General features: G+C 37.4%; 17 protein-coding genes and 1 pseudogene. 17 read left to right on the forward strand and 1 reads right to left on the reverse strand.

Annotated elements, in window-relative coordinates; all coding sequences use genetic code 11:
- The 15 genes and pseudogenes from AC0IWE_RS23005 to AC0IWE_RS23075 form a co-directional block, all read left to right on the forward strand.
- The coding region (locus AC0IWE_RS23005) for a hypothetical protein (protein WP_471794902.1) at positions 1-1,208 on the forward strand (1,208 nt) is incomplete at its 5' end.
- 2 nt (positions 1,209-1,210) lie between these two features.
- Positions 1,211-2,110, forward strand: coding sequence for an alpha-1,2-fucosyltransferase (locus tag AC0IWE_RS23010; RefSeq protein ID WP_471794903.1), 900 nt, complete (start codon positions 1,211-1,213; stop codon positions 2,108-2,110).
- A 299-nt stretch (positions 2,111-2,409) separates the two neighbouring features.
- Entirely contained in the window at positions 2,410-3,045 is a 636-nt protein-coding gene (locus AC0IWE_RS23015; protein ID WP_471794904.1) for a DapH/DapD/GlmU-related protein, read from the forward strand.
- A gap of 124 nt (positions 3,046-3,169) precedes the next feature.
- On the forward strand, positions 3,170-3,811 hold the full coding sequence (locus AC0IWE_RS23020) for a glycosyltransferase family 2 protein (RefSeq protein WP_471794905.1): 642 nt from the start codon (positions 3,170-3,172) through the stop codon (positions 3,809-3,811).
- A gap of 987 nt (positions 3,812-4,798) precedes the next feature.
- Positions 4,799-5,269 carry a hypothetical protein gene (locus tag AC0IWE_RS23025; RefSeq protein WP_471794906.1) on the forward strand — a complete coding sequence of 157 codons (471 nt, stop codon included), beginning with the start codon at positions 4,799-4,801 and terminating at the stop codon, positions 5,267-5,269.
- Between the two features lie 63 nt (positions 5,270-5,332).
- A pseudogene (gene gmd / locus AC0IWE_RS23030) lies at positions 5,333-6,461 on the forward strand (GDP-mannose 4,6-dehydratase).
- Positions 6,462-6,470: 9 nt separating this feature from the next.
- A complete protein-coding gene (locus AC0IWE_RS23035) occupies positions 6,471-7,307 on the forward strand; it encodes a GDP-mannose 4,6-dehydratase (RefSeq protein WP_471794907.1) in 837 nt (278 codons plus the stop codon).
- 129 nt (positions 7,308-7,436) lie between these two features.
- Positions 7,437-8,552, forward strand: a complete 1,116-nt coding sequence (locus AC0IWE_RS23040; protein ID WP_471794908.1) for a glycosyltransferase — start codon at positions 7,437-7,439, stop codon at positions 8,550-8,552.
- Positions 8,539-9,615 (forward strand): mannose-1-phosphate guanylyltransferase, encoded by a 1,077-nt coding sequence (locus tag AC0IWE_RS23045; RefSeq protein ID WP_471794909.1) that lies wholly within the window; start codon positions 8,539-8,541, stop codon positions 9,613-9,615. Before AC0IWE_RS23040 ends, AC0IWE_RS23045 begins: the two co-directional genes overlap by 14 nt.
- A gap of 316 nt (positions 9,616-9,931) precedes the next feature.
- Positions 9,932-11,266 (forward strand): undecaprenyl-phosphate glucose phosphotransferase, encoded by a 1,335-nt coding sequence (locus AC0IWE_RS23050; protein ID WP_471794910.1) that lies wholly within the window; start codon positions 9,932-9,934, stop codon positions 11,264-11,266.
- A gap of 107 nt (positions 11,267-11,373) precedes the next feature.
- The gene (locus tag AC0IWE_RS23055) at positions 11,374-12,180 is read left to right on the forward strand and encodes a hypothetical protein (RefSeq protein WP_471794911.1); all 807 of its coding nucleotides are present in this window, start codon (positions 11,374-11,376) and stop codon (positions 12,178-12,180) included.
- Complete coding sequence (locus AC0IWE_RS23060; protein ID WP_471794912.1) at positions 12,084-12,968, forward strand: hypothetical protein; 885 nt, start codon at positions 12,084-12,086, stop codon at positions 12,966-12,968. Before AC0IWE_RS23055 ends, AC0IWE_RS23060 begins: the two co-directional genes overlap by 97 nt.
- Before the next feature lie 235 nt (positions 12,969-13,203).
- On the forward strand, positions 13,204-14,340 hold the full coding sequence (locus AC0IWE_RS23065; RefSeq protein WP_471794913.1) for a hypothetical protein: 1,137 nt from the start codon (positions 13,204-13,206) through the stop codon (positions 14,338-14,340).
- A gap of 79 nt (positions 14,341-14,419) precedes the next feature.
- Positions 14,420-16,783, forward strand: coding sequence for a T9SS type A sorting domain-containing protein (locus AC0IWE_RS23070; RefSeq protein ID WP_471794975.1), 2,364 nt, complete (start codon positions 14,420-14,422; stop codon positions 16,781-16,783).
- Positions 16,780-17,463, forward strand: a complete 684-nt coding sequence (locus AC0IWE_RS23075; protein ID WP_471794914.1) for a hypothetical protein — start codon at positions 16,780-16,782, stop codon at positions 17,461-17,463. Before AC0IWE_RS23070 ends, AC0IWE_RS23075 begins: the two co-directional genes overlap by 4 nt.
- A 55-nt stretch (positions 17,464-17,518) precedes the next feature.
- On the opposite strand, the gene dxs is transcribed toward AC0IWE_RS23075, so the two are convergent.
- Positions 17,519-19,447, reverse strand: coding sequence for a 1-deoxy-D-xylulose-5-phosphate synthase (gene dxs / locus AC0IWE_RS23080; protein ID WP_471794915.1), 1,929 nt, complete (start codon positions 19,445-19,447; stop codon positions 17,519-17,521).
- Positions 19,448-19,658: 211 nt separating this feature from the next.
- Here dxs and AC0IWE_RS23085 point away from each other — a divergent pair, with 211 nt between their 5' ends.
- Positions 19,659-20,402, forward strand: coding sequence for a segregation and condensation protein A (locus AC0IWE_RS23085; protein WP_471794916.1), 744 nt, complete (start codon positions 19,659-19,661; stop codon positions 20,400-20,402).
- Positions 20,403-20,464: 62 nt separating this feature from the next.
- Positions 20,465-21,736 (forward strand): serine hydroxymethyltransferase, encoded by a 1,272-nt coding sequence (glyA, locus tag AC0IWE_RS23090; RefSeq protein ID WP_471794976.1) that lies wholly within the window; start codon positions 20,465-20,467, stop codon positions 21,734-21,736.
- Positions 21,737-21,774 lie beyond the last annotated feature (38 nt).

Raw genomic sequence — 21,774 nt, forward strand, 5'->3', positions numbered from 1 at the left:
GTTATATACGTTTGGTTATCAAAAACCGGTATTTAACCAGGTCTACCTCGCTAACACCACTGGTTTTCGCATTTATCGTGAAACGCTTTCGCGTTTTTCGTGCGCCGCTTCATACAGGGGGTCATGTATTCAATAGTAAACGTAAAGACGTTATGGATTGGTTTTGGTCTTTTTTTTCGAAAGATGAAGATTTTACAAAAGCGTTAAGGAACTCAACTGTTTTTATGCCAGATGGTAATGTCATTCCATATCCTATTGAAAATCATATTCATATGCTTGATAAAGTTAATGGTGAGAAAATTGTAAAGGACTTGGTACAGATGGCAAAAGATTCTGATAATGAGCCTAATAATTTTGATGAATTCCTGAAAGGTAGATTTGGAAAAACACTATATGAATTATATTTTCAGCCCTATAATTATAAAGTTTGGCGCAGAGATCTAACTAATGTGCCTTTGTTTTGGCTTGCTGGGAAATTACCAATGCCTACAGTTGAAGAAATCATTTTCAATAATTTATTTAATGTTGATGAAAGATCTTTTGTACATAGCTCATTTTATTATCCCCAAAAAGGCGGTTCTCAATTTATTGTGGATTCGATGGCAAAAGGTCTTAATGTTATTTGTAACTCTAAGGTAGATAGTGTAAAGCGCAATGGGGCTAAATGGATTGTAAATAATATTGAATGCGATAGAATTGTCTTTTGTGGGAATCTAAAACAAATTCCTGCGCTGTTCGATGAACATTTTAATTTATCCGGTTATGATAAGAAAATTGAGGAGTTAGAATTTCATGGAACAACATCTGTCTTCTGTGAAATAAGAAAGAAAATCCCTATAGTTGGATATATATGCCAAGTCGTGAGCATGAGTCTCACCGAATCATTTGTACAGGTAATTTCTCAATTAACAATAATGCTCCTGGGTAAGATGACAGGGACCATAGAGTTTACAGATTATATATCAAAAGATGATATTGTTGATAATTTACAAAGAATACCTCTTTCACCAAAGTATATTTCTCATCATTATGAAAAATATTCATATCCTATTCAGAGTACAGATACTCGAAAAATGATTGAAGATCTAAAATTTGATTTGGAGAAAAATAATATTTATTTGTGCGGTCGTGCAGCTGAATGGGAGTATTATAATATGGATGCCGCCATGGGAGCTGCATTAGATTTGTATAACAATAAATTAAAATAATTATGATATCAGTATGTTTACAAGCAGGATTGGCAAATCAAATGTTTTGTTATGCTTTTGCAAGAGGCTTAAAAGCTAAAGGGTTGGATGTCTATATAGACCAAAGTAATTTTAAACCAAGAAAGGAATGGGCTTTTGAATTTGTGAGATTGCAAGATGCGTTTCCAGATATTGATATAAAGCCGACTAATGAAGATAAATTTAAGTATAGTTGCATTCCTGGTGTAAAAGGATTTCTTTTGCGGAAATTAGCAAATATTTTTGGTAAAGAAAAGTACATAAAGGAGCCGGTTTTTGGTTATGTGCCGGGCATGGAAAAAATGGCTACTAAAGATTGTAATTTTATTGGCTTATGGCAGACAGAGAAATACTTTGAAGATTGCAAAGAAGATGTAAGAAAGAATTTTACTTTTCTACCATTTGATGAACCTAAAAATATTGAGGTTTACAAGAAAATGAATAGTGAGAATTCAATTGCAATTCACGTTCGCAAGGGTGCAGATTATCAGAAATTTAATTTATATCAGGGTATTTGTTCAAAGGAGTATTATGATCGATCAATTGCCTATATGAAGGAATCCGTGGTTGATCCAGTATTCTACGTATTCACAGATAACCAGGATTGGGTGAAGGAAAATATCAAAGATATAGAATATACTTTAGTGGATTGGAATCCGACGAGTAATAAGAGAAATTTCCGAGATATGCAGTTGATGTCGTGTGCTAAGCATAATATTATTGCGAATAGTACTTATAGTTGGTGGGGTGCATGGCTTAATAGAAATCCTGACAAGATTGTAATTGCTCCAGAGCCTTGGTTTAATCCTGAGGTGAAATTTTACAAGCATAACAAAGTAGCTTCAGACCTATGGGTTAAGATTGATAGTGTTACAAATAAATGATTTTAAACAATAAAAGAAGATGATTTTATCTAAATCTTAGCTAAGATCATTTATTTAATACCTGTGAGTGTTTTTGTAAAAATTCCAATTTAAAAAATTTATGATTTTATAAATTCATTCTCACAAATTGCTTGTTTTATTACAGCTACGTATTTTTTATCAGGATATATAGTTGCAATAATTTATAATAGTTATAGTGTTAATGTTTCATTATTTGTTCAATTGTATATTCTTTAACTATGTTTTATTGTACTTTTTATCTTTAAAATACAGTTATTGAACAAATAAGAAAATAGAGAATGTTATTTAAATTTATCAATATTTGTCCTATTAGTGATAAATATTGTCAATTACCAAAAGAAATGTTTTTCAAATTATTAAATATTATAAGGCTACTTCAGAATCATTTATTTTCAATGTTTCTAAAACTAGGCTTTAAAAAAACCGGTAAAAATTTTTTAATTGAATATCCAATACGGGTAGTTGGTGGTAATTATATTGAGATTGGAAGCAATTTCAATTCTTTTGGTAGATTGAGAATTGAAGCATTCGCACGTCATTTAGGAAATACTTACAGTCCAAATATTATCATTGGTAATAACGTGTCGTTAAATTTTGATTGTCATATCGGCTGTGTTAACAAAATTGTAATAGGTAATAATGTTTTAATTGCCAGTAGGGTGTTTATTACAGACCACTACCATGGGAGTGCAACAGCTGAGTCAATACAAATTCCGCCTTCCAAAAGAAAAGTGGAGTCTCCAGGGCCAGTTATCATTGAAGATAACGTATGGATAGGTGAGGGAGTATGCATAATGCCAAATATTACGATAGGAGAAAACTCTATCATTGGCTCAAATTCAGTAGTTACTAAGAGTTTTCCGGCGAATTCCGTTATTGGTGGTGTTCCTGCTAAATTAATAAGAACAATTTAAATTATATGAACACTTTAGAAGGATATAGTATCGCAATACCTGCTTATGGTAGGCCGAGAGAATTCGAGGAATTACTAACGTCAATTTTAGATTCCAATATTTTTCCCGATGAAGTTATCAGTGCGTGAAGATTTTTCACCTGAGCGAAAGTGATATTACCAAAGTTGCTTTACGATGGACACCATCGTTAGAAAGTAAGGGGATTAAATTTTCATACATTGAAAATGATAGGAATCTTGGATATGACGGGAATGTCCGTAAATTGATTGAAAGTGCGGCATATAAGTGGGTAATACTAATGGGGGATGATGATGTCATCTTAAAGGATGGACTTAGCATAATAAAAGAATTTTGCTTCAAAAACCCTAACGTTTCTATGATATCTAGGCCATTTTTGAGATTCGTAGATAGTATTAATCACCCCTTAGGTGTTAGTAAAGTTATTGATCATGAAACTATTGTCCAATATGGGGGGAAATTCCCGTCAGGATTTATTTTTAGAACGTGCGGCTTTGTTGGTGGTTTGGTTATAAATAAAATTTGGGCGTCTCAATATCATACATCAAAGTTTGATGGCTCATTGTTTTATCAAATTTTTCTGGGTGCTCATGCGCCTATTGCACTAATGGTATTGGCTATCTTGCAAGCCCTTCAGTTGGAGCGAGAACAGACAATCCTCCTTTATTTGGCAACGCAGGTGCGGAAGATCATATCCCTGGTTCATATTCAGCTAAAGGCCGAGCGAGGATGTGGAAAGGGGTGTTGAATATAGCGGATGAAGTTGGTAAAGATTATGGGATTGATCTTAAGGAGGGATTATCTAGGGAATTGATGGTAAGACAAGCATTTCACGTTTTTGAAATGAATTCCAAAGCCTCGAAGGTTGAGCTTATGGATTTGAAAAATGAGTTGATTAAATTAAATTTATACAACCATTGGTTTCCAAAGACATTATATACAATAAATATCACATTTGGGAAATATTCGAAGTTATTTTATACGGCTCTTAGAAAAGTTATGCAGTAGGATTCGTTATAAAGATTAACATAATGTTCAAAAAAAGAATACAAAGATTTATACTTATCTAGTAATAATTTTTTTAGTAGCCTTCCCTAAAGGAGGCTTTAAGATTTCTAATATTCCATTAACTTGGGGCTACATGCTTATATTAGCGTACCCTTTGGTTTCATTAACTTATTAAATCAGCACAAATACGTTCACTTTCCCAGGCCAAGGAGAAATATCCTGCTATTATGCTTGCCGTTTGTGATTTATTCATCTATAATTTTGGCATTTGGAACCTTTACAAATCTAGGATTTCTTTTTTCTTATATATTGAGTCTTCTTTTAATGCCGTTTCTTTTTATGTTTTTTTTTGGTGGATATATAGATATGCCAAATTTCAATAAATTATTTACCAAATACTTTATCTTTTCACTTAGGTTCGTAACCATTTTTGGACTAATACTGTTTTTACAAAAGTTATTTTTGGGGTCAAGTTTAGAAATTCCTTATTTGACTGTTAATATTGATGACTTGGGATGCTAGATGAAAAATATAATATGCGTGGGGATATCACGCAGTATACTTCAGCTCTACGAGAACGGAAATATTTTTGGAGTTTGCATGCCTAATTTCAGCTCCGATATACTTTAGTAACGAAAAAAATGTCCTGTTCAAAATTATTTTCATCATTTCCTTAGCCCTTACTCTTTCGCGTACGGTTTGGTTTGGTATGGTTTTCTTAGGTATAATGTTCATAATCAAAAATATAAAGAATACTAAAGGTGTTATAATTCTTACCGTTTCGGTAATATCAATTGTAGTTTTCTTACCAATGCTTCTATCTTTGATTGGAGTTGAAGTAGGCTTTCTATTTGATAAGAACCTAGGAGGGAGAGCTAATCAATTGAATGTTTTTTCAGATATATCTTTATTTGGTGATGGTCATTACGACGGGATTGCAGAAATAGTATATACTTCTATACTCCAGCATTTTGGTGCTATTGGCCTAATATTATTTTTGGTCTACATCTTTTCGCCACTAATCGTATTGTACGTAAAAGGGCGGAAAAAGTACGATACATACCATTGGGGCTTAATTTTATATCCAGTGATTTGTTTATCTGATGGGGCTATGTTATTTATTCCTACAATGGCATTTTTTTGGTTTTTAGCTTCATACACCTTTAGAAAAACGGAAAATGACCTTGCCATAAATTAATACATTATACGCAGAGGATAGTATATACATGAAAAAAAAAATAAAGTAAAAAATAATCTCATCATGAAGAAAGCTTTAATAACAGGGATAACAGGACAGGATGGTGCATATCTGCTGGAATTATTATTAGACAAAGGTTACGAAGTCCACGGCATTAAAAGGCGTAGTTCGTTAATTAATACAGACAGAATAGATCATTTGTATCAAGATCCACATTCCGATAATGTGCGTTTCAAACTTCATTATGGGGATCTGTCTGACTCAACTAACTTGATTAGAATTATCCAGGAAGTTCAACCTGATGAGATTTACAATCTGGGTGCAATGAGTCATGTTAAAGTATCCTTCGACTCTCCTGAATATGTTGCGAATGTCGATGGTATAGGAACTTTGAGAATACTAGAAGCTGTCAGAATTCTAGGGCTAGAAAAAAAATCCAGGATTTATCAAGCCTCAACTTCTGAATTATATGGTGGGATGCCAGAGAATAAAAATGCAGAAGGTTTTTATGATGAAAATTCACCATTTTATCCACGTTCGCCATATGGTGTAGCCAAGATTTATGGTTTTTGGATAACAAAGAACTATCGTGAAGCTTACAATATGTTTGCCTGCAATGGCATTTTATTTAATCACGAAAGCCCGTTAAGGGGAGAAACTTTTGTAACTCGTAAAATCACCAGAGGCAGTTGCTAAGATTGCTCAGGGGCTTCAATCGCAACTTTACTTGGGGAATCTTGACGCTAAAAGAGATTGGGGCCATGCAAAAGATTATGTTGAAGCAATGTGGCGAATTTTGCAGCAGGATGTTGCCGAGGACTATGTAATTGCTACAGGGGTAACTACTACAGTTAGAGAGTTTGTCAGATTGGCATTTGAAGAGGTTGGCATTGTTATTGGATTCGAAGGAGAGGGCATTGCTGAGATCGGTAAAGTAATTTCTTGTTCAAATCCTGAATTCAAGGTTGGGGTTGGCACAACTGTCGTTTCTGTCGATGCAACATACTTTAGACCAACAGAAGTCGACTTATTGATTGGTGATCCAACCAAATCTAAAACACAATTGGGCTGGGTCCCGAAGTATGATTTAGCAGGTCTAGTTAAGGAAATGGTTGCAGCTGATGTTAATCATTTCAAAAGAGAAAAATTATTAAAGGATAATGGTTATTATATTAAAAGTCAGTTTGAATAATATTATATAATGAAAAAGAAAGTAGCTATAATTTCAGGAATTACAGGGCAGGATGGTGCATATCTTGCTCAGCTACTCGCTGAAAAAAATTATTCAATAGTGGGGTTAACAAGGAGTAGCCATAATTTTAGTAAAAATAACTTTTCCTATCTTAATATTAAGGCTGAAATAACTATTGAAGAATGCGACTTGCTGGATTTTTCGAGCATAATCAAAATTCTTTTGAAGTACAATCCCGACGAATTCTACAATTTAGCTGCTCAAAGTTCTGTAGGGATTTCTTTCGAACAACCTATCGGCACATTAAATTATAATACCCAATCTGTTCTTAACATTTTAGAAAGTGTAAGGTTATTACAATTGGATACAAAAATTTATCAGGCCAGTAGCAGTGAGATGTTTGGGCAGGTAAAATCATTGCCCGTAATAGAAACTACGCCGATGCATCCATTAAGTCCTTATGCGATATCAAAAGCTTCCGGCTTTTGGATTGGTGTTAATTATAGGGAATCTTATAAGGTGTTCTGTGTGAACGGCATATTATTTAATCATGAGTCATACCTACGAAGCCCTAATTTTTTTGTAAAAAAGGTGATCAGGACATCATTAGAAATAAAAAAGGGTTTAAAGAATGAACTTCGTGTCGGGAATATTGATGTGAAACGCGATTTTGGCTTTGCTCCGGATTATGTGAGGGCGATGTGGCTTTCATTACAACAGGAAAAAGCTGATGATTATGTAATATGTTCCGGTACATCAATTTATTTACGGGATATTATCACTTATACAATGGAGTACTTAGGTATTGCAAAAGATAAATTGGTAGAAGATCCTGCTTTTGTTTAGGCCAACTGATATGCAAGATATGTATGGAGATAACAAAAAGGCAAAAACAGTCCTAGGCTGGGAATACGATAAATCATTTTTCGACGTTCTCGAAATTTTAATTAACGAAGAAGATAAGAATTTTATAAAATGAAAGTAGCAATTGTACATGATGAGTTAATGCGTAGGGGAGGTGCAGAGCAAGTGGTGATGACCATGCTTCAGGCATTTCCAGAAGCAGACGTATTTACGCTTGCTTATAACCCTGATGGGACTTACCCGGAATATCGGGACTATAAGATTACCACTTCTAAATTACAATTTCTTTCTAAAAGTGTAAAGTGGATGCAGAGGTTGTACTTTCCATTCGGAGTAATGGCTATGAAGGCATTAGATGTGCATGGGTACGACGTGGTGCTTATTTCTAATACCCATAGCGCAAAGTATGTAAATATAGACTCTAAAGCATTAGTTTTCATTTACACTTATACCCCTTTCAGACTCGCATGGAATCCAACCTCATACAGCCAATATAATAGCTCTAAAGGATTGTCTCGGTGGGTGTTCGATCAGGTTGTGAATATACTGCGAAAGATTGACAAAAAAGCTGCTCAGAGAGGTGATTATTTTCTCGGTATGACAGAAGAAACTGCGCAGCGTATTCGGGATGCTTATGGTGTGAAAGATATTAAACTCATACCTCCAGATGTAAAGACAAGAAACTTTCATGTTTCCGACAAGGCAAAAGATTATTATCTTTTAGTTTCTCGACTCGAATATTATAAGAAGGCTGATTTAGCAATCGAGGCTTTCAATAAACTTGGCCTGAAATTGATTGTTGTTGGTAATGGTACTAAAGCTGAAGAACTAAAGCAGCTTGCTGAAAGTAATATTGAATTTAGGAAGGGGCTGTCTAGTGATGAATTAGCTGAATTATATGCGAACTGCAAAGCACTTATTTTTCCTCAACATGAGGATTATGGAATTACACCGCTGGAAGCCAATGCTTCTGGGCGGCCGGTTATTGCCTATGGCGTTGGCGGCGTTTTAGAAACCATGATTCCATACACAGACAATGCAGTTAAAGCCACTGCAATTTTTTTCAAAGAACAAACCGTTGAAAGCCTTATTGAAGCAGTTCAGCTATCCGAAACACTACATTTTGATACAAATTTCATCAGGTCAAATGCAGAGAGATTTGATGAAAACGTCTTCAAGGAAGAGCTTAAAAAATTCGTATTAGAAAAATATAATGAGCAAAAATAATTACGTATTAATTATGGCAGGCGGGGTAGGTTCCCGTTTTTGGCCAAAAAGTAGAAATCACTTCCCGAAGCAGTTTATTGATATTTTAGGAATAGGCAAGTCCCTACTTCAGTTAACGTATGAACGTTTTCTGAAAATTTGTCCAAATAGCCATATTTGCATATTAACCAACAAGGAATATGCAGGACTTGTTGCTCAACAATTGCCAGATGTATTGACAGAAAATATTCTACTAGAACCCAGCCGGAATAATACTGCACCATGTATAGCTTATGCGGCTTACAAAATTGGAAAAACCAATCCCGATGCCAATATCGTAGTTGCTCCTTCCGATCATTTAATTTTGAAAGAAGAAGTTTTCCTTGATAAAATTCAGATTGCTTTAGATTTTAGTACAGAAAATGATGCTTTATTAACTTTAGGGATTAGTCCGACCAGACCGGATACCGGTTATGGTTATATTAAGTATCAAGATGGTTTTGAAGAAGTGAAAAAGGTTGATGCTTTTATGGAGAAGCCTGTTTTAGCGAAGGCTGAAGAGTATCTGGCGAGTGGCGACTACGTGTGGAATGCTGGAATCTTTATCTGGTCAGCAGCGTCGCTTAAAAATGCTTTTAAAAAATATGCACCAGAAATTGCGGCTTTGTTTGAAAGTGGTTTGTCGTGTTATAATACGGATCGGGAAAGCGAATTTATCAATACTAAATATCCAACCAGTCCGAATATATCAATTGATTATGCCATTTTAGAAAAAGCTGATAATGTGTATACAATCCGTGCTGATATAGGCTGGTCGGATTTAGGCACGTGGGCATCTTTACATGCAGTTGGGGAAAAGGATGTTGATAATAATATGGTTAACCTAGCTAAAGTTCACTTAAAAGACACCAGTAATTGTATTATACATTTGCCCAGTGATAGAGCCGCAGTTATAAAAGGATTGGATAACTTTATTGTTGTTGATGATGGTGAGGTATTGTTAATTTATCCAAAATCTGATGAGCAGGAAATTAAACAGGTGGCTCAAGATATGGTCAGTGAGCATGGAATAAAATATGCCTAGCAAAATATTAATAAGTTTACCTGGATGGTAAACTTTTTTTGTGTCTACTAAATTATGTGATTAGTCTACTATTTACTGATACCAAGATACTCCTTTTTTGAGCTGGCTTTTTTTGCCTTATATTGGATTATTATTAGCATCTTTTGATTTGCTAATGATTATTTAACACTGAAATCAGAATTTGGGCATAAATTTTGTTCATTGTAATTCACTTAAAACAAAAAGCACAGAAAAATGTTTATGTTTTCCCATTAAGCCTATGCAAACACGTTACTTATTTATTCTGAAATACATTTTACCAATCACTGACCTACTCATGGTCAATATTGTGTACTTTTTTGCCTACGAATTTACCGCTTACATGGGTAAGGCAGTAAGCTCGGAATTGCAGTGGCATTATATTGTGGTTTGTAACCTGATCTGGATTGTGAGTACCACCAGTTTTGGCTTATATAGCGAATATGGATCAAGAAGAATAGAAAGAATTTACAGGGGAACCTGGAAAAGTGTTGTATTACATGGCGTACTTTTTTCCATCTATTTATTTTTTTCCAAACAAAACGAATTTTCTAGATCATTCCTAGTCTTTTTTTATGGGATGCTAGGCATTTTATTTTTGGTGAACAGGTTTATTGGTACATCTTTTCAATTTTTGTTGTTTAACCATTTACGTGGTGTGAAATCAGTTGCGATTATGGGAAATAATGCTACCGGTTTACAATTGGCAAGTTATTTTGAGAAGCAACGCTATATTGAATTTCATGGTTTTATTAATGATGTACCCGAAGATTACCTCAATCGTGATGGACAGATTTCTGATATAGTAGGCCGCCAGTTTAAAATGGCTGTTGATAAAGGCATTAAAGATATTTATGTGACCATTGCTCCAGATCGAATGGCAGATATGACTTTATTAACCGAAGAGGCTGAGCGCCAATGTGTGCGTTTGAAGTTTATCCCCGATATCAGTGGTGCATTGTTATCACCCTACACCGTAAGTTATTTGGGGAACGAGTTCCCAGTAATTTCATTACGTTCTGAACCTTTGGAAAAAATACATAACCGTTTTAAAAAGCGCGCAATTGATGTAATTTTTAGTGGTTTGGTGATTCTATTTGTGCTAAGTTGGTTGTATCCTATTATCGCCTTGCTCATTAAAATGCAAAGCAAAGGACCTGTTTTGTTTAAACAGTTAAGAAGCGGCCGTGATGATGAGCCTTTCTGGTGTTTTAAATTCAGAAGCATGCGCATGAATTCGGATAGTGATAAAAGACAAGCGAGTAAAAACGATGACCGGATTACCCCAATTGGTAAGTTCCTTAGAAAATCGAGCCTGGATGAGTTGCCTCAGTTTTTTAATGTATTTATGGGGCATATGAGTGTGGTTGGACCGCGCCCACATATGTTAAGCCACACCGAGCAATATAAAGGGATTGTAGATCAGTTTATGGTGCGCCACTTTTTAAAGCCTGGTATTACCGGATGGGCACAGGTAAATGGCTATCGTGGTGAGACTAAAGAAGATTATAAAATGGTTAAGCGTGTGGAACATGATATCTGGTACCTGGAAAACTGGAGTGCAATGCTGGATGTAAAAATCATCTTTATGACGGTAATTAATATGGTTAAAGGTGAAGAAAATGCTTTTTAATTAGATATTCACAAGCCTGAAAGGGCTTTTTGTTTTTTCGAAATTTAGCAAGGCCGTTAAATTCATAATAATTTGCGTTCTTTGCCCTTCGAATTAAAATTTCCCACATGAAGAAAATCTTATTCCTACTATTTTTAGTTTTTTCTATTCATGAGCTGAAAGCTCAAGCTGTTTATCAACCGTATTCTTATCAGTTCTACCAGAAATTAAGTGGTGAAGTATATAATCCGAATACCAGAATTCATAGCTCATTAAAACCATTTTTTATTGATGATAGCTTGCTTCGCGATAAAAGTTCGACGTTATTAAGTATTGGGATAGATTCAATGAGAAAATCTTGGGTATCAAGAAAATTGTTTCAGGAGCATTTATTGGATATCCAAAAAGAGGACTATACAATTTATGCTGACTTTCTGCCTGATTTTCAGATTGGAAGGGACGCTTCAGGAAAGAAAACGACATATTTAAATACGCGTGGCTATCAGGTTGGTGGTACTATTGGTAAGAAGTTTTCTTTCTATACCAGTGGATTTGAGAATCAGGGTCGTTTTGCTGCATATTATGACCAATATGTTAATCAGAATCAAGTTGTTCCTGGCCAATCTTATGATAGGAGTTTTGGAAAGCTAACTAAGGACTGGTCTTACGTGACAGCAACCGTATCTTACACGCCCATTAAATATTTGAATATTACAGCAGGTTATGATAAAACCTTTATTGGTGACGGTTACCGGTCGTTATTGTTATCTGACTTCTCCTCTCCAACTCCCTTTTTAAAATTGACTGGAACTTTAGGTAATGTGCAATATATGGCTATGTGGACATCGATGCAAGACCCTGGGCAACTAAAATATCTTACGATGCGGGAAACCGTAAAAAGGGTGGTGTATTTCATTACCTGGACTGGAATGTAAATAACCGTTTATCTATAGGATTTTTTGATTCGATTGTATGGGCGCAAACAGATGAAGCTGGAAATAGAAGAGGTTTCGATTGGGGATATGCAAATCCTATTATTTTTTTAAGGCCTGTAGAGGCTTCGAGTGGTTCTCCTGATAATGCCTTATTGGGATTTACTGGTAAATATAAGTTTGCAAAGGAATTGGTTGCTTACGGTCAATTTTCATTGGATGAGTTTGAAGCCAAGAATTTTTTCTCTAGCTCGGGCAGCTCAAGAAATAAATACGGCTGGCAATTGGGTGTTAGGGGTGCAGACGTTTTTAAGATTGAAGGCTTAAACTATTTATTGGAATATAACACGGCAAAACCGTACACTTTTTCATCAAGAACCCGTATTGGGAATTATGCTAATTATAATGAACCTTTAGCGCATCCGCTAGGGGCTAACTTTAGAGAAGTTATTGGCTTGTTAAACTATTCTTATAAACGTTTTGATTTTAGTGGTGAATTGATGTATGCCAAGTACGGGTTGGATATCGCCGGGCAGAACTATGGCAAGAATATTTTTGAGCCCTATACTGATGCCGTTAAACCGACCGGAAATTATACAACACAAGGTATTCGTACCGATCTTTTTTATGCTGAAGGTAAGGTTGCTTATGTGGTTAATCCGAAGTATAATCTGCGTTTAGAAGTTGGCGGTATATTAAGGCGTGAAAGTAGCAGCCTTGGAAAAAATAATACGGGTTTGATTACTTTCGGTTTACGCAGTTCGTTTAGGAATTTATACTCTGATTTTTAGGAAGCTCTTATTATATCAAAAGAGCCTCTGTTATTTGTCAGCTGAGGCTCTTTTTATATCAGATGAATTTAATTTTTCACCGCTGTAAAAGCAAGATAGTAAGTAAAGCACCATAAGGAATATGCTCAAATTTATTATTTAGCAACTGAATCAAAAACAAATATCTATGTGGTTTTTATAAAAAGATGCTTAAATATCATTAGTTTTATGATTTAATTTAATTAACGCGCTCTTGATGAAAAAATCTATACTCTATTTTTTCTCTTTTTGCTTTCTTTTTACCTGCCATTTAGTTCCGCTATACGGCCAATCGATTACTAACGATGAATGTGCGGGGGCAATAAATATTGCTCCGGGAACGAGCAACTATATGGATTTATATTCCAATATTGGGGCCACCTTATCCATGGCACCCTGTTCGGGTACCGCAGTGAAAGACATCTGGTTTAAGTTTACAGCAACTGCAATCAGGCACCAGGTGATTTCAAGGTCCATCAACAGCGAACCGTTTGTTGCGGAGTTTTTTACAGGAAACTGCGGTAACCTAACCTCTTTTCTCTGCCGTGATGCGCCGAACGGAACAACTGAACTGGTTAACCTTACTCCCGGCAGCACTTATTATTACCGACTTTATTTAAAGAACGGTAGCGGTTCCAGCACCAACTTTAACACTTATGTAACTACCCCAGCACTACCGGCCAACGATGAACCTGCAGGGGCAATTTCATTGACAGTTAATTCGGCAATGAGCAGTACATTGGCTTATGCCACACAGTCTTTTCCAGCGTGTTATGCAACAGGATATGATGCCAAAGATGTTTGGTATAAGTTTGTGGCAACCAGCACCAACCATAATTTATCTTTAACCCCGGTAAGTTTTGATGAGCTGATGTTCCAGGTTTACAGCGGTAGCCCAGGTAGCTTAACTTCCATCTATTGTTCAGGGATTTCGGGTTATCAGCAGATTAAAACAGCCGCGTTAACCAACCTTATAGTAGGCAATACTTATTATATCCGTGTGCACAACCGCTACGGGGATGCAAGCCCCTCTGTTACCTATAATTTGAGGATAGATGCAAATAATCCATTATCAAACGATGACTGTGCGGGGGCGATAAATATTGCTCCGGGAACGAGCAATTATATGGATTTATATTCCAATATTGGGGCCACCTTATCTATGGCACCCTGTTCGGGTACCGCAGTGAAAGATATCTGGTTTAAGTTTACAGCTACTGCAACCAGGCACCAGGTAATTTCGAGGGCCATCAACAGCGAACCGTTTGTTGCGGAGTTTTTTACAGGGAGCTGTGGTAACCTAACCTCTTTTTCTCTGCCGCGATACGCCAAACGGTACAACCGAGCTGGTTAACCTTACTCCCGGCAGTACTTATTATTACCGGCTTTATTTAAAGAACGGAAGCAGTTCAAGCACCAACTTTAACACTTATATAACTACACCGGCACTACCGGCCAACGATGAACCTGCAGGGGCAATTTCTTTGACAGTTAATTCGGCAATGAGCAGTACACTGGCTTATGCCACACAGTCTTTTCCAGCATGTTATGCAACAGGGTATGATGCTAAAGATGTTTGGTATAAGTTTGTGGCAACCAGCACCAGCCATAACTTCTCTTTAACCCCGGTAAGTTTTGATGAGCTGATGTTCCAGGTTTACAGCGGTAGCCCAGGTAGTTTATCATCCATCTATTGCTCAGGCATTGCGGGTTATGAGCAGATTAAAACCGCCTCATTAACCAAGTTGGTTGTAGGCAATACTTATTATATCCGTGTGCACAACCGCTACGGGGATGCAAGCCCCTCGGTTACTTATAGTTTGAGGGTAGATGCAAATAATCCATTACCAAACGATGACTGTGCTGGGGCGATAAATATTGCTCTGGGAACAAGCAATTATATGGATTTATATTCAAATATTGGGGCCACCTTATCTATGGCACCCTGTTCGGGTACCGCAGTGAAAGACATCTGGTTTAAGTTTACAGCTACCGCAACCAGGCACCAGGTAATTTCAAGGGCCATTAACAGCGAACCGTTTGTTGCGGAGTTTTTTACAGGGAGCTGTGGTAACCTAACCTCTTTTCTCTGCCGTGATGCGCTAAACGGTACTACCGAGCTGGTTAACCTTTCTCCTGGCAGTACTTATTATTACCGACTTTATTTAAAGAATGGAAGCAATTCAAGCACCAACTTTAACACTTATATAACTGCACCGGCACTACCGGCCAACGATGAACCTGCAGGGGCAATTTCTTTGACTGTTAATTCGACTATGAGCAGTACATTGGCTTATGCTACACAGTCTTTTCCAGCATGTTATGCAACAGGGTATGATGCTAAAGATGTTTGGTATAAGTTCGTGGCAACCAGCACCAGCCATAACTTCTCTTTAACCCCGGTAAGTTTTGATGAGCTGATGTTCCAGGTTTACAGCGGTAGCCCAGGTAGCTTAACTTCCATCTATTGTTCGGGCATTGCGGGTTATGAGCAGATTAAAACCGCCTCATTAACCAAGTTGGTTGTAGGCAATACTTATTATATCCGTGTGCACAACCGATACGGGGATGCAAGTCCTTCGGTTACCTATACTCTTGGGTTAATCCATGTGAATGTTCCACCACCAATCATTTCCTCATTTATTCCAACAACCGCTGCTGCTGGAACAATGATCACGATAACAGGAAGTGGTTTAGCCGATGCCGGCCCCATTAGCTTTGGGGATAAGGAGCAATCAAATTTTACTATTGTTAATGCCACTACCATAAGGGTTGTGTTATCTGAAGCAAAATCGGGACGCGTATCCATAACCACGCCAGTAGGAACCGCTGCGCTAGATGGATTTTCATTTGTTCCGGTACCTGTTATTTCTGCAGGAGGACAAACAACCTTTGCCAAAGGCGGGAATGTTAATTTAACTTCAAGTACAGGTAAAGGGTTTTATTATGTTTGGTATAGGAATGGAACGGAAATTATTGGTGAACATAATGAGGTTTATACAGCAAAAGAGACTGGTTCTTATACGGTTTCAATTGTCACAAATGGTGTTCGGACAAATTCTAATCCAATTTCCGTAACGGCTGTTTTTGTGTTGCCTGCTAATAACTTTAATGTGCAGGCTGTTGGAGAGAGCTGTAAGCACAGCGGGAATGGGAGTATCAATATTTCAGCAGTTCAGGATCAGAATTATAAGGCTACCATTAACGGCAATGGAATAAACAACCTTGTATTCAATTTAACCAATTCGCTTAATATTAAAAACCTATCAGAAGGTATATATTCTGTTTGCATTACCGTGGATGGAGAATTGGAGTACAAACAATGTTTTGATGTGGTAATTACAGCACCTAAGGATCTTTCAGTTTATTCTGTTATAAATGAGGATAATAAAACTATAGGCCTTCAAATGTCTGGAGGAGATGTATATTCGATCAATTTAAACGGCACTGTTTATAAAACTTCGCAGGGTTTCATTAGCTTACCTTTAAAGTATGGGAGTAATGAGATAAAGGTGAGCACTGATAAGGTTTGTCAAGGTGTCTATAATAAGGCTTTTAACCTGACAGGTCCATCGGTTTATCCTAATCCGTTTGTGCAAACATTAAATGTTTTTGTGCCTGGGAAAAGCGGAGTAGTTGAAATTCGCAATTTAAATGGAAAATTGATTTACACCCAGACTGTTGGTTTGCAAAATCAAAATTTAAATATAGATCTGGGGCATGTTGCAAGTGGATTATATATTGTAAAAATCAAATCTGAAGATTCAGAATCGTTTCATAAAGTAATTAAAAGATGATAAAAGAATTTCTTGTAATCATTTTCATGGCTCTTATTCTTATTGGATGTAAGAAAAAACCAGATCCAGTACTTAACCCTACAAAAACAACACTTGTTTTGCCTGTGATGGGTGAGTTGTGTACTACAGGAGTAGTGATTTCGGTAGCAAAAAGTTCTGTTAATTTTAATTGGAATGCCGCACAGAATACCGATTCATACCAGATCAGTATCAAAAACTTGTTAACAGATGAAATCATCACTCAAAGTACCGCAAATATCTCGATCGCTATTGAACTTGATCGGAATACACCTTATTCATGGTCAGTAAAATCCATGTCAAACACATCGCAAGTTGTTGAACAAAGCGAGAGTTGGAAATTTTATAATTCGGGTCCTGGCGAGGTATCTTATGCACCTTTTCCTGCAGAGATAGTGTCTCCAATTATGGGCCAAAACGTAAACTCTTTAAGTGCGAAAGTAAAATTGGAATGGAAAGGAAGTGATGTTGATAAGGATATTAAGAGTTATGATGTTTATTTTGGTACGTCGGCACCTGTGTTAATTAAGCAGGATGTTGAGGATAGTTTTCTTGCAGATATCAGTATTCTTGCCAAAACCCAATATTACTGGAAAATAATAACCAGGGATCGTAAAGGTAATACTTCTGATTCAGGTATTTATCGTTTTAAAACGGATTGATTTAGTTAATTTTACATTAGTGTTTAACGCCGCTAAAGAAGATTGATCATACCTTTTACCCCGCCATACTATCGGTTGTTCTTTTAACAGCCACTTTTCTTACTGCTTCTACAATTGCATTTTTATCGTAACCACATTCTGCCCAAAGTTCGGCCTGTTCGCCATGCTCTATAAATTGATCGGGAATACCCAAACGGATAACGTTGGCGTTGTAACCATAATCGGCCATAAACTCGAGTACTGCTGAACCTACTCCGCCTGGTAATGAACCATCTTCTACGGTGATTACATTTTTGTATTTTGCAAACACTTCGTGCAATAAAGCTTCATCTAAAGGTTTTACAAAACGCAGATCGTAATGTGCCGGATGAAAGCCTTCGCTATTTAATTCTGCACGTGCTTCAACCGCAAAATTACCAACATGACCGATGGTTAGCAATGCTACATCTTCGCCATCACATATTTTACGGCCTTTGCCAATTTCCAACGCTTTGAAAGGTCTTTTCCAATCGGGCATTACTCCATTACCACGCGGGTAACGGATAACAAAAGGCCCAATGTTTTCTTGCTGAGCGGTAAACATCAGGTTACGCAATTCTTCCTCGTTCATTGGAGAAGAGATTACCAGGTTCGGGATACAACGCATGTAGGCAATATCATAGGCGCCATGGTGGGTTGCTCCATCGGCACCAGCCAACCCTGCCCTATCCAAACAAAATACTACATTTAGTCTTTGAATGGCCACATCGTGGATCACCTGATCGTAGGCCCTTTGCATAAAACTAGAATAGATGTTACAGAAAGGTACTAAACCCTGAGTAGCCAAACCAGCAGAAAAGGTTACTGCGTGCTGTTCTGCAATGCCGACATCAAATGCACGTTTTGGCATTGCTTTCATCATGATGTTTAATGACGATCCTGATGGCATTGCTGGTGTAATTCCTACAATTTTAGCATTTGCTTCTGCCAACTCTACCATGGTATGCCCAAAAACATCCTGGTATTTTGGTGGTTGCGGTTTATCGGGAATACTTTTTTTAATTTCGCCGGTGATCTTATCAAAGAGCCCTGGTGAATGCCAAACGGTTTGATCTTTTTCTGCCAGCGCAAAACCTTTTCCTTTTACGGTAATACAATGTAAAAGTTTTGGGCCGGGTATAGCAGATAAATCTTTTATGGTTTGCGCCAAACGTTTTACATCGTGCCCATCAACAGGGCCAAAATACCTAAAGTTTAGGGCTTCGAATAAATTGCTCTGTTTCAGCAAGGTGCCTTTAATGCTTTTCTCTATTTTTTTAACGTATTTATGGGCATTTGGTCCGAGTTTAGAAAGGCCGGCCAATACATGGGAAATATCATCGCGGAAACGGTTGTACGATTTGGAAATGGTAATGCTGGTTAAATATTCTTTAAGTGCACCCACATTCGGATCGATAGACATGCAATTGTCATTCAGGATCACCAGCACGTTGCTGTTTTCTATACCTGCATGGTTTAACCCTTCGAAAGCCAAACCAGCCGTCATTGCACCATCACCAATAATGGCCACATGTTGCCTGTCGCTTTCGCCTTTTAACTGCGAAGCTACCGCCATGCCCAAAGCTGCTGAAATTGAGGTTGAGGAGTGGCCAACACCAAAGGTATCGTACTCACTTTCGGTAATTTTAGGGAAACCACTAATGCCTTTGTATACGCGGTTTGTATGAAATAAATCTCTGCGGCCGGTTAAGATTTTATGTCCGTATGCCTGGTGACCCACATCCCAAACCAATTTATCGTAGGGGGTGTTGAGTGCATAATGTAAGGCTACGGTTAATTCTACAACGCCTAAGCTGGATGCAAAATGCCCGCCATTAACACTTACAACGTCAATAATATACTGTCGTAATTCCTGGCTTATTTGTTCTAAGTCAGATTCACTATATTGCTTTAAATCAGCGGGATAGTTGATTTTAGATAATAGGGGGCCAGCTTTTACTTGCATTCGAAATTTGTGGTAAAAAACAAGATACAAAGTAAGGTAAATTTGTTTTAATATCGAAACGAAAAATAGCGGTTTATTCTTGAGCGTTAAGCGGTTGGCGGTGAGGGCTTAGCGCCAGGTTTTTAAAGTTGCAGGTGCTGTTTAAACAAGGCCTTCTAATTGTGTTTGGGTTGTTAGGACCTGAAAATTTTCGTTATGTTTGTTTCTCCAGATGCAGGCAGAGAATTTTGAAATAAAACTTCCGGTATTCGAAGGTCCCTTCGATTTGTTGTTGTTCTTTATTGAGCGGGATGAACTCAATATCCAGGATGTGGAGATTGCAAAAATAACCAACGATTTTTTAGCATATATCCATCAGCTCCTGGCTTTAAATGTGGAGGTAGCGAGTGAATTTATCCTGGTTGCTGCCACCCTGATGCGGATTAAATCTAAAATGTTGTTGCCCAGAATCTCGCTTGATGAGGAGGGGAATGAAGTCAATTCGGAACAAGACCTGATTGCGAGATTGATTGCTTATAAACAATTTAAATCTGCTGCTGAGGAGATGAAGGTTTTGGAGCAAGAACGTTTAAAGCAGGATCATAGGGGAAATATTGCCTACGACCTTACCTTGGCTGCGGCTTCGTCTACACATCAGGATGAACTTTTATCACTCGATCTGTATAAACTGCTTACCGTTTATCACCGTACGATGCAAAAATATGAATTGCGGAGCGAGGAGGTGAAGCATACGGTTGTGCAATATCCTTATACCATTGAACAACAAAAGCACTTTATTTCCAATCTGCTCGATATTAATAAACAGATTGATTTTGCCCTGGTGCTTAAGAATTCTGAAAATAAGGTTCATTTCGTATACAATTTCCTGGCTATTTTAGAAATGTTGCAGCAACAAATCGTAGAGATAACCATTGGGAGCGGCTTTAACAACTTTAATGTGAAAGCATTAAGGTAATACGGCCAAAATTAGATTTGAATTTCTTACTTTTGCCAAAAAAATACAAACCTAATATAATGATGACACGCGACAACCAAATTTTTGAACTTATTGATAAGGAGTTAAACCGCCAAGAGCATGGTTTAGAGCTTATTGCATCAGAAAACTTTGTAAGCAAGCAGGTAATGGAAGCTGCCGGATCGGTATTGACCAACAAATATGCTGAAGGCTTACCAGGAAAACGTTACTATGGCGGTTGCCAGGTAGTGGATGTTGTAGAGCAAATTGCTATCGATAGGGCAAAACAATTGTTCGGTGCAGCGTGGGTAAATGTTCAGCCTCACTCTGGCGCACAGGCCAATGCAGCTGTAATGCTTGCTGTTTTACAGCCTGGCGATAAAATATTAGGTTTCGATCTTTCACATGGTGGTCACTTAACACATGGTTCGCCAGTTAACTTTTCGGGTAAATTGTACCAGCCATTATTTTATGGTGTTGAAAAGGAAACCGGACTAATCGATTATAAAAAACTGGAAGAAGTAGCTTTAGCAGAAAAACCTAAATTAATTATTTGTGGCGCTTCTGCATATTCACGTGAGTGGGATTACGCTTTTATCCGTTCGGTTGCCGATAAAATAGGTGCTTTGGTTTTAGCTGATATTTCTCACCCGGCAGGATTAATTGCGAAAGGACTGTTGGCCAACCCACTTCCACACTGTCACATTGTAACCACTACAACCCACAAAACTTTACGTGGCCCACGTGGCGGTATGATTATGATGGGACAGGATTTTGAAAACCCATGGGGATTAAAAACACCTAAAGGTGAAATCCGTTTAATGAGTAATTTGCTCGATATGGCGGTTTTCCCTGGTACACAAGGCGGCCCGTTAGAGCATATTATTGCTGCTAAGGCAATTGCTTTTGGCGAAGCTTTAAGTGAAGAGTATGGCACCTACATTAAGCAGGTTGCAGCCAATGCACAGGCCATGGCTAAAGCATTTGTAGCTAAAGGTTACGGCATTATTTCTGGTGGTACTGATAACCACTTGATGCTGATTGATCTCCGTAATAAAAACATCACAGGTAAAGTGGCTGAAAATGCTTTGGAAAAAGCAGAGATTACTGTAAATAAGAATATGGTTCCGTTTGATGATAAATCGCCGTTTGTAACCTCTGGTATCCGTGTAGGTACTGCAGCAATTACCACCCGTGGTTTAAAAGAAACCGAAATGGAGCAGATTGTAGAGCTGATTGACAGGGTTTTGACCAATCCTGAAGATGAAGCTAACCTGAGCACAGTGAAAGCTGAAGTAATAAAACTTGTAAGCGCATTCCCGCTTTATAAATAAGATTTAATTTCTAAGCAAGCTTAGGATAAGCCAAAAAG

The sequence above is a fragment of the Pedobacter sp. AC402 genome, from assembly GCF_979252805.1.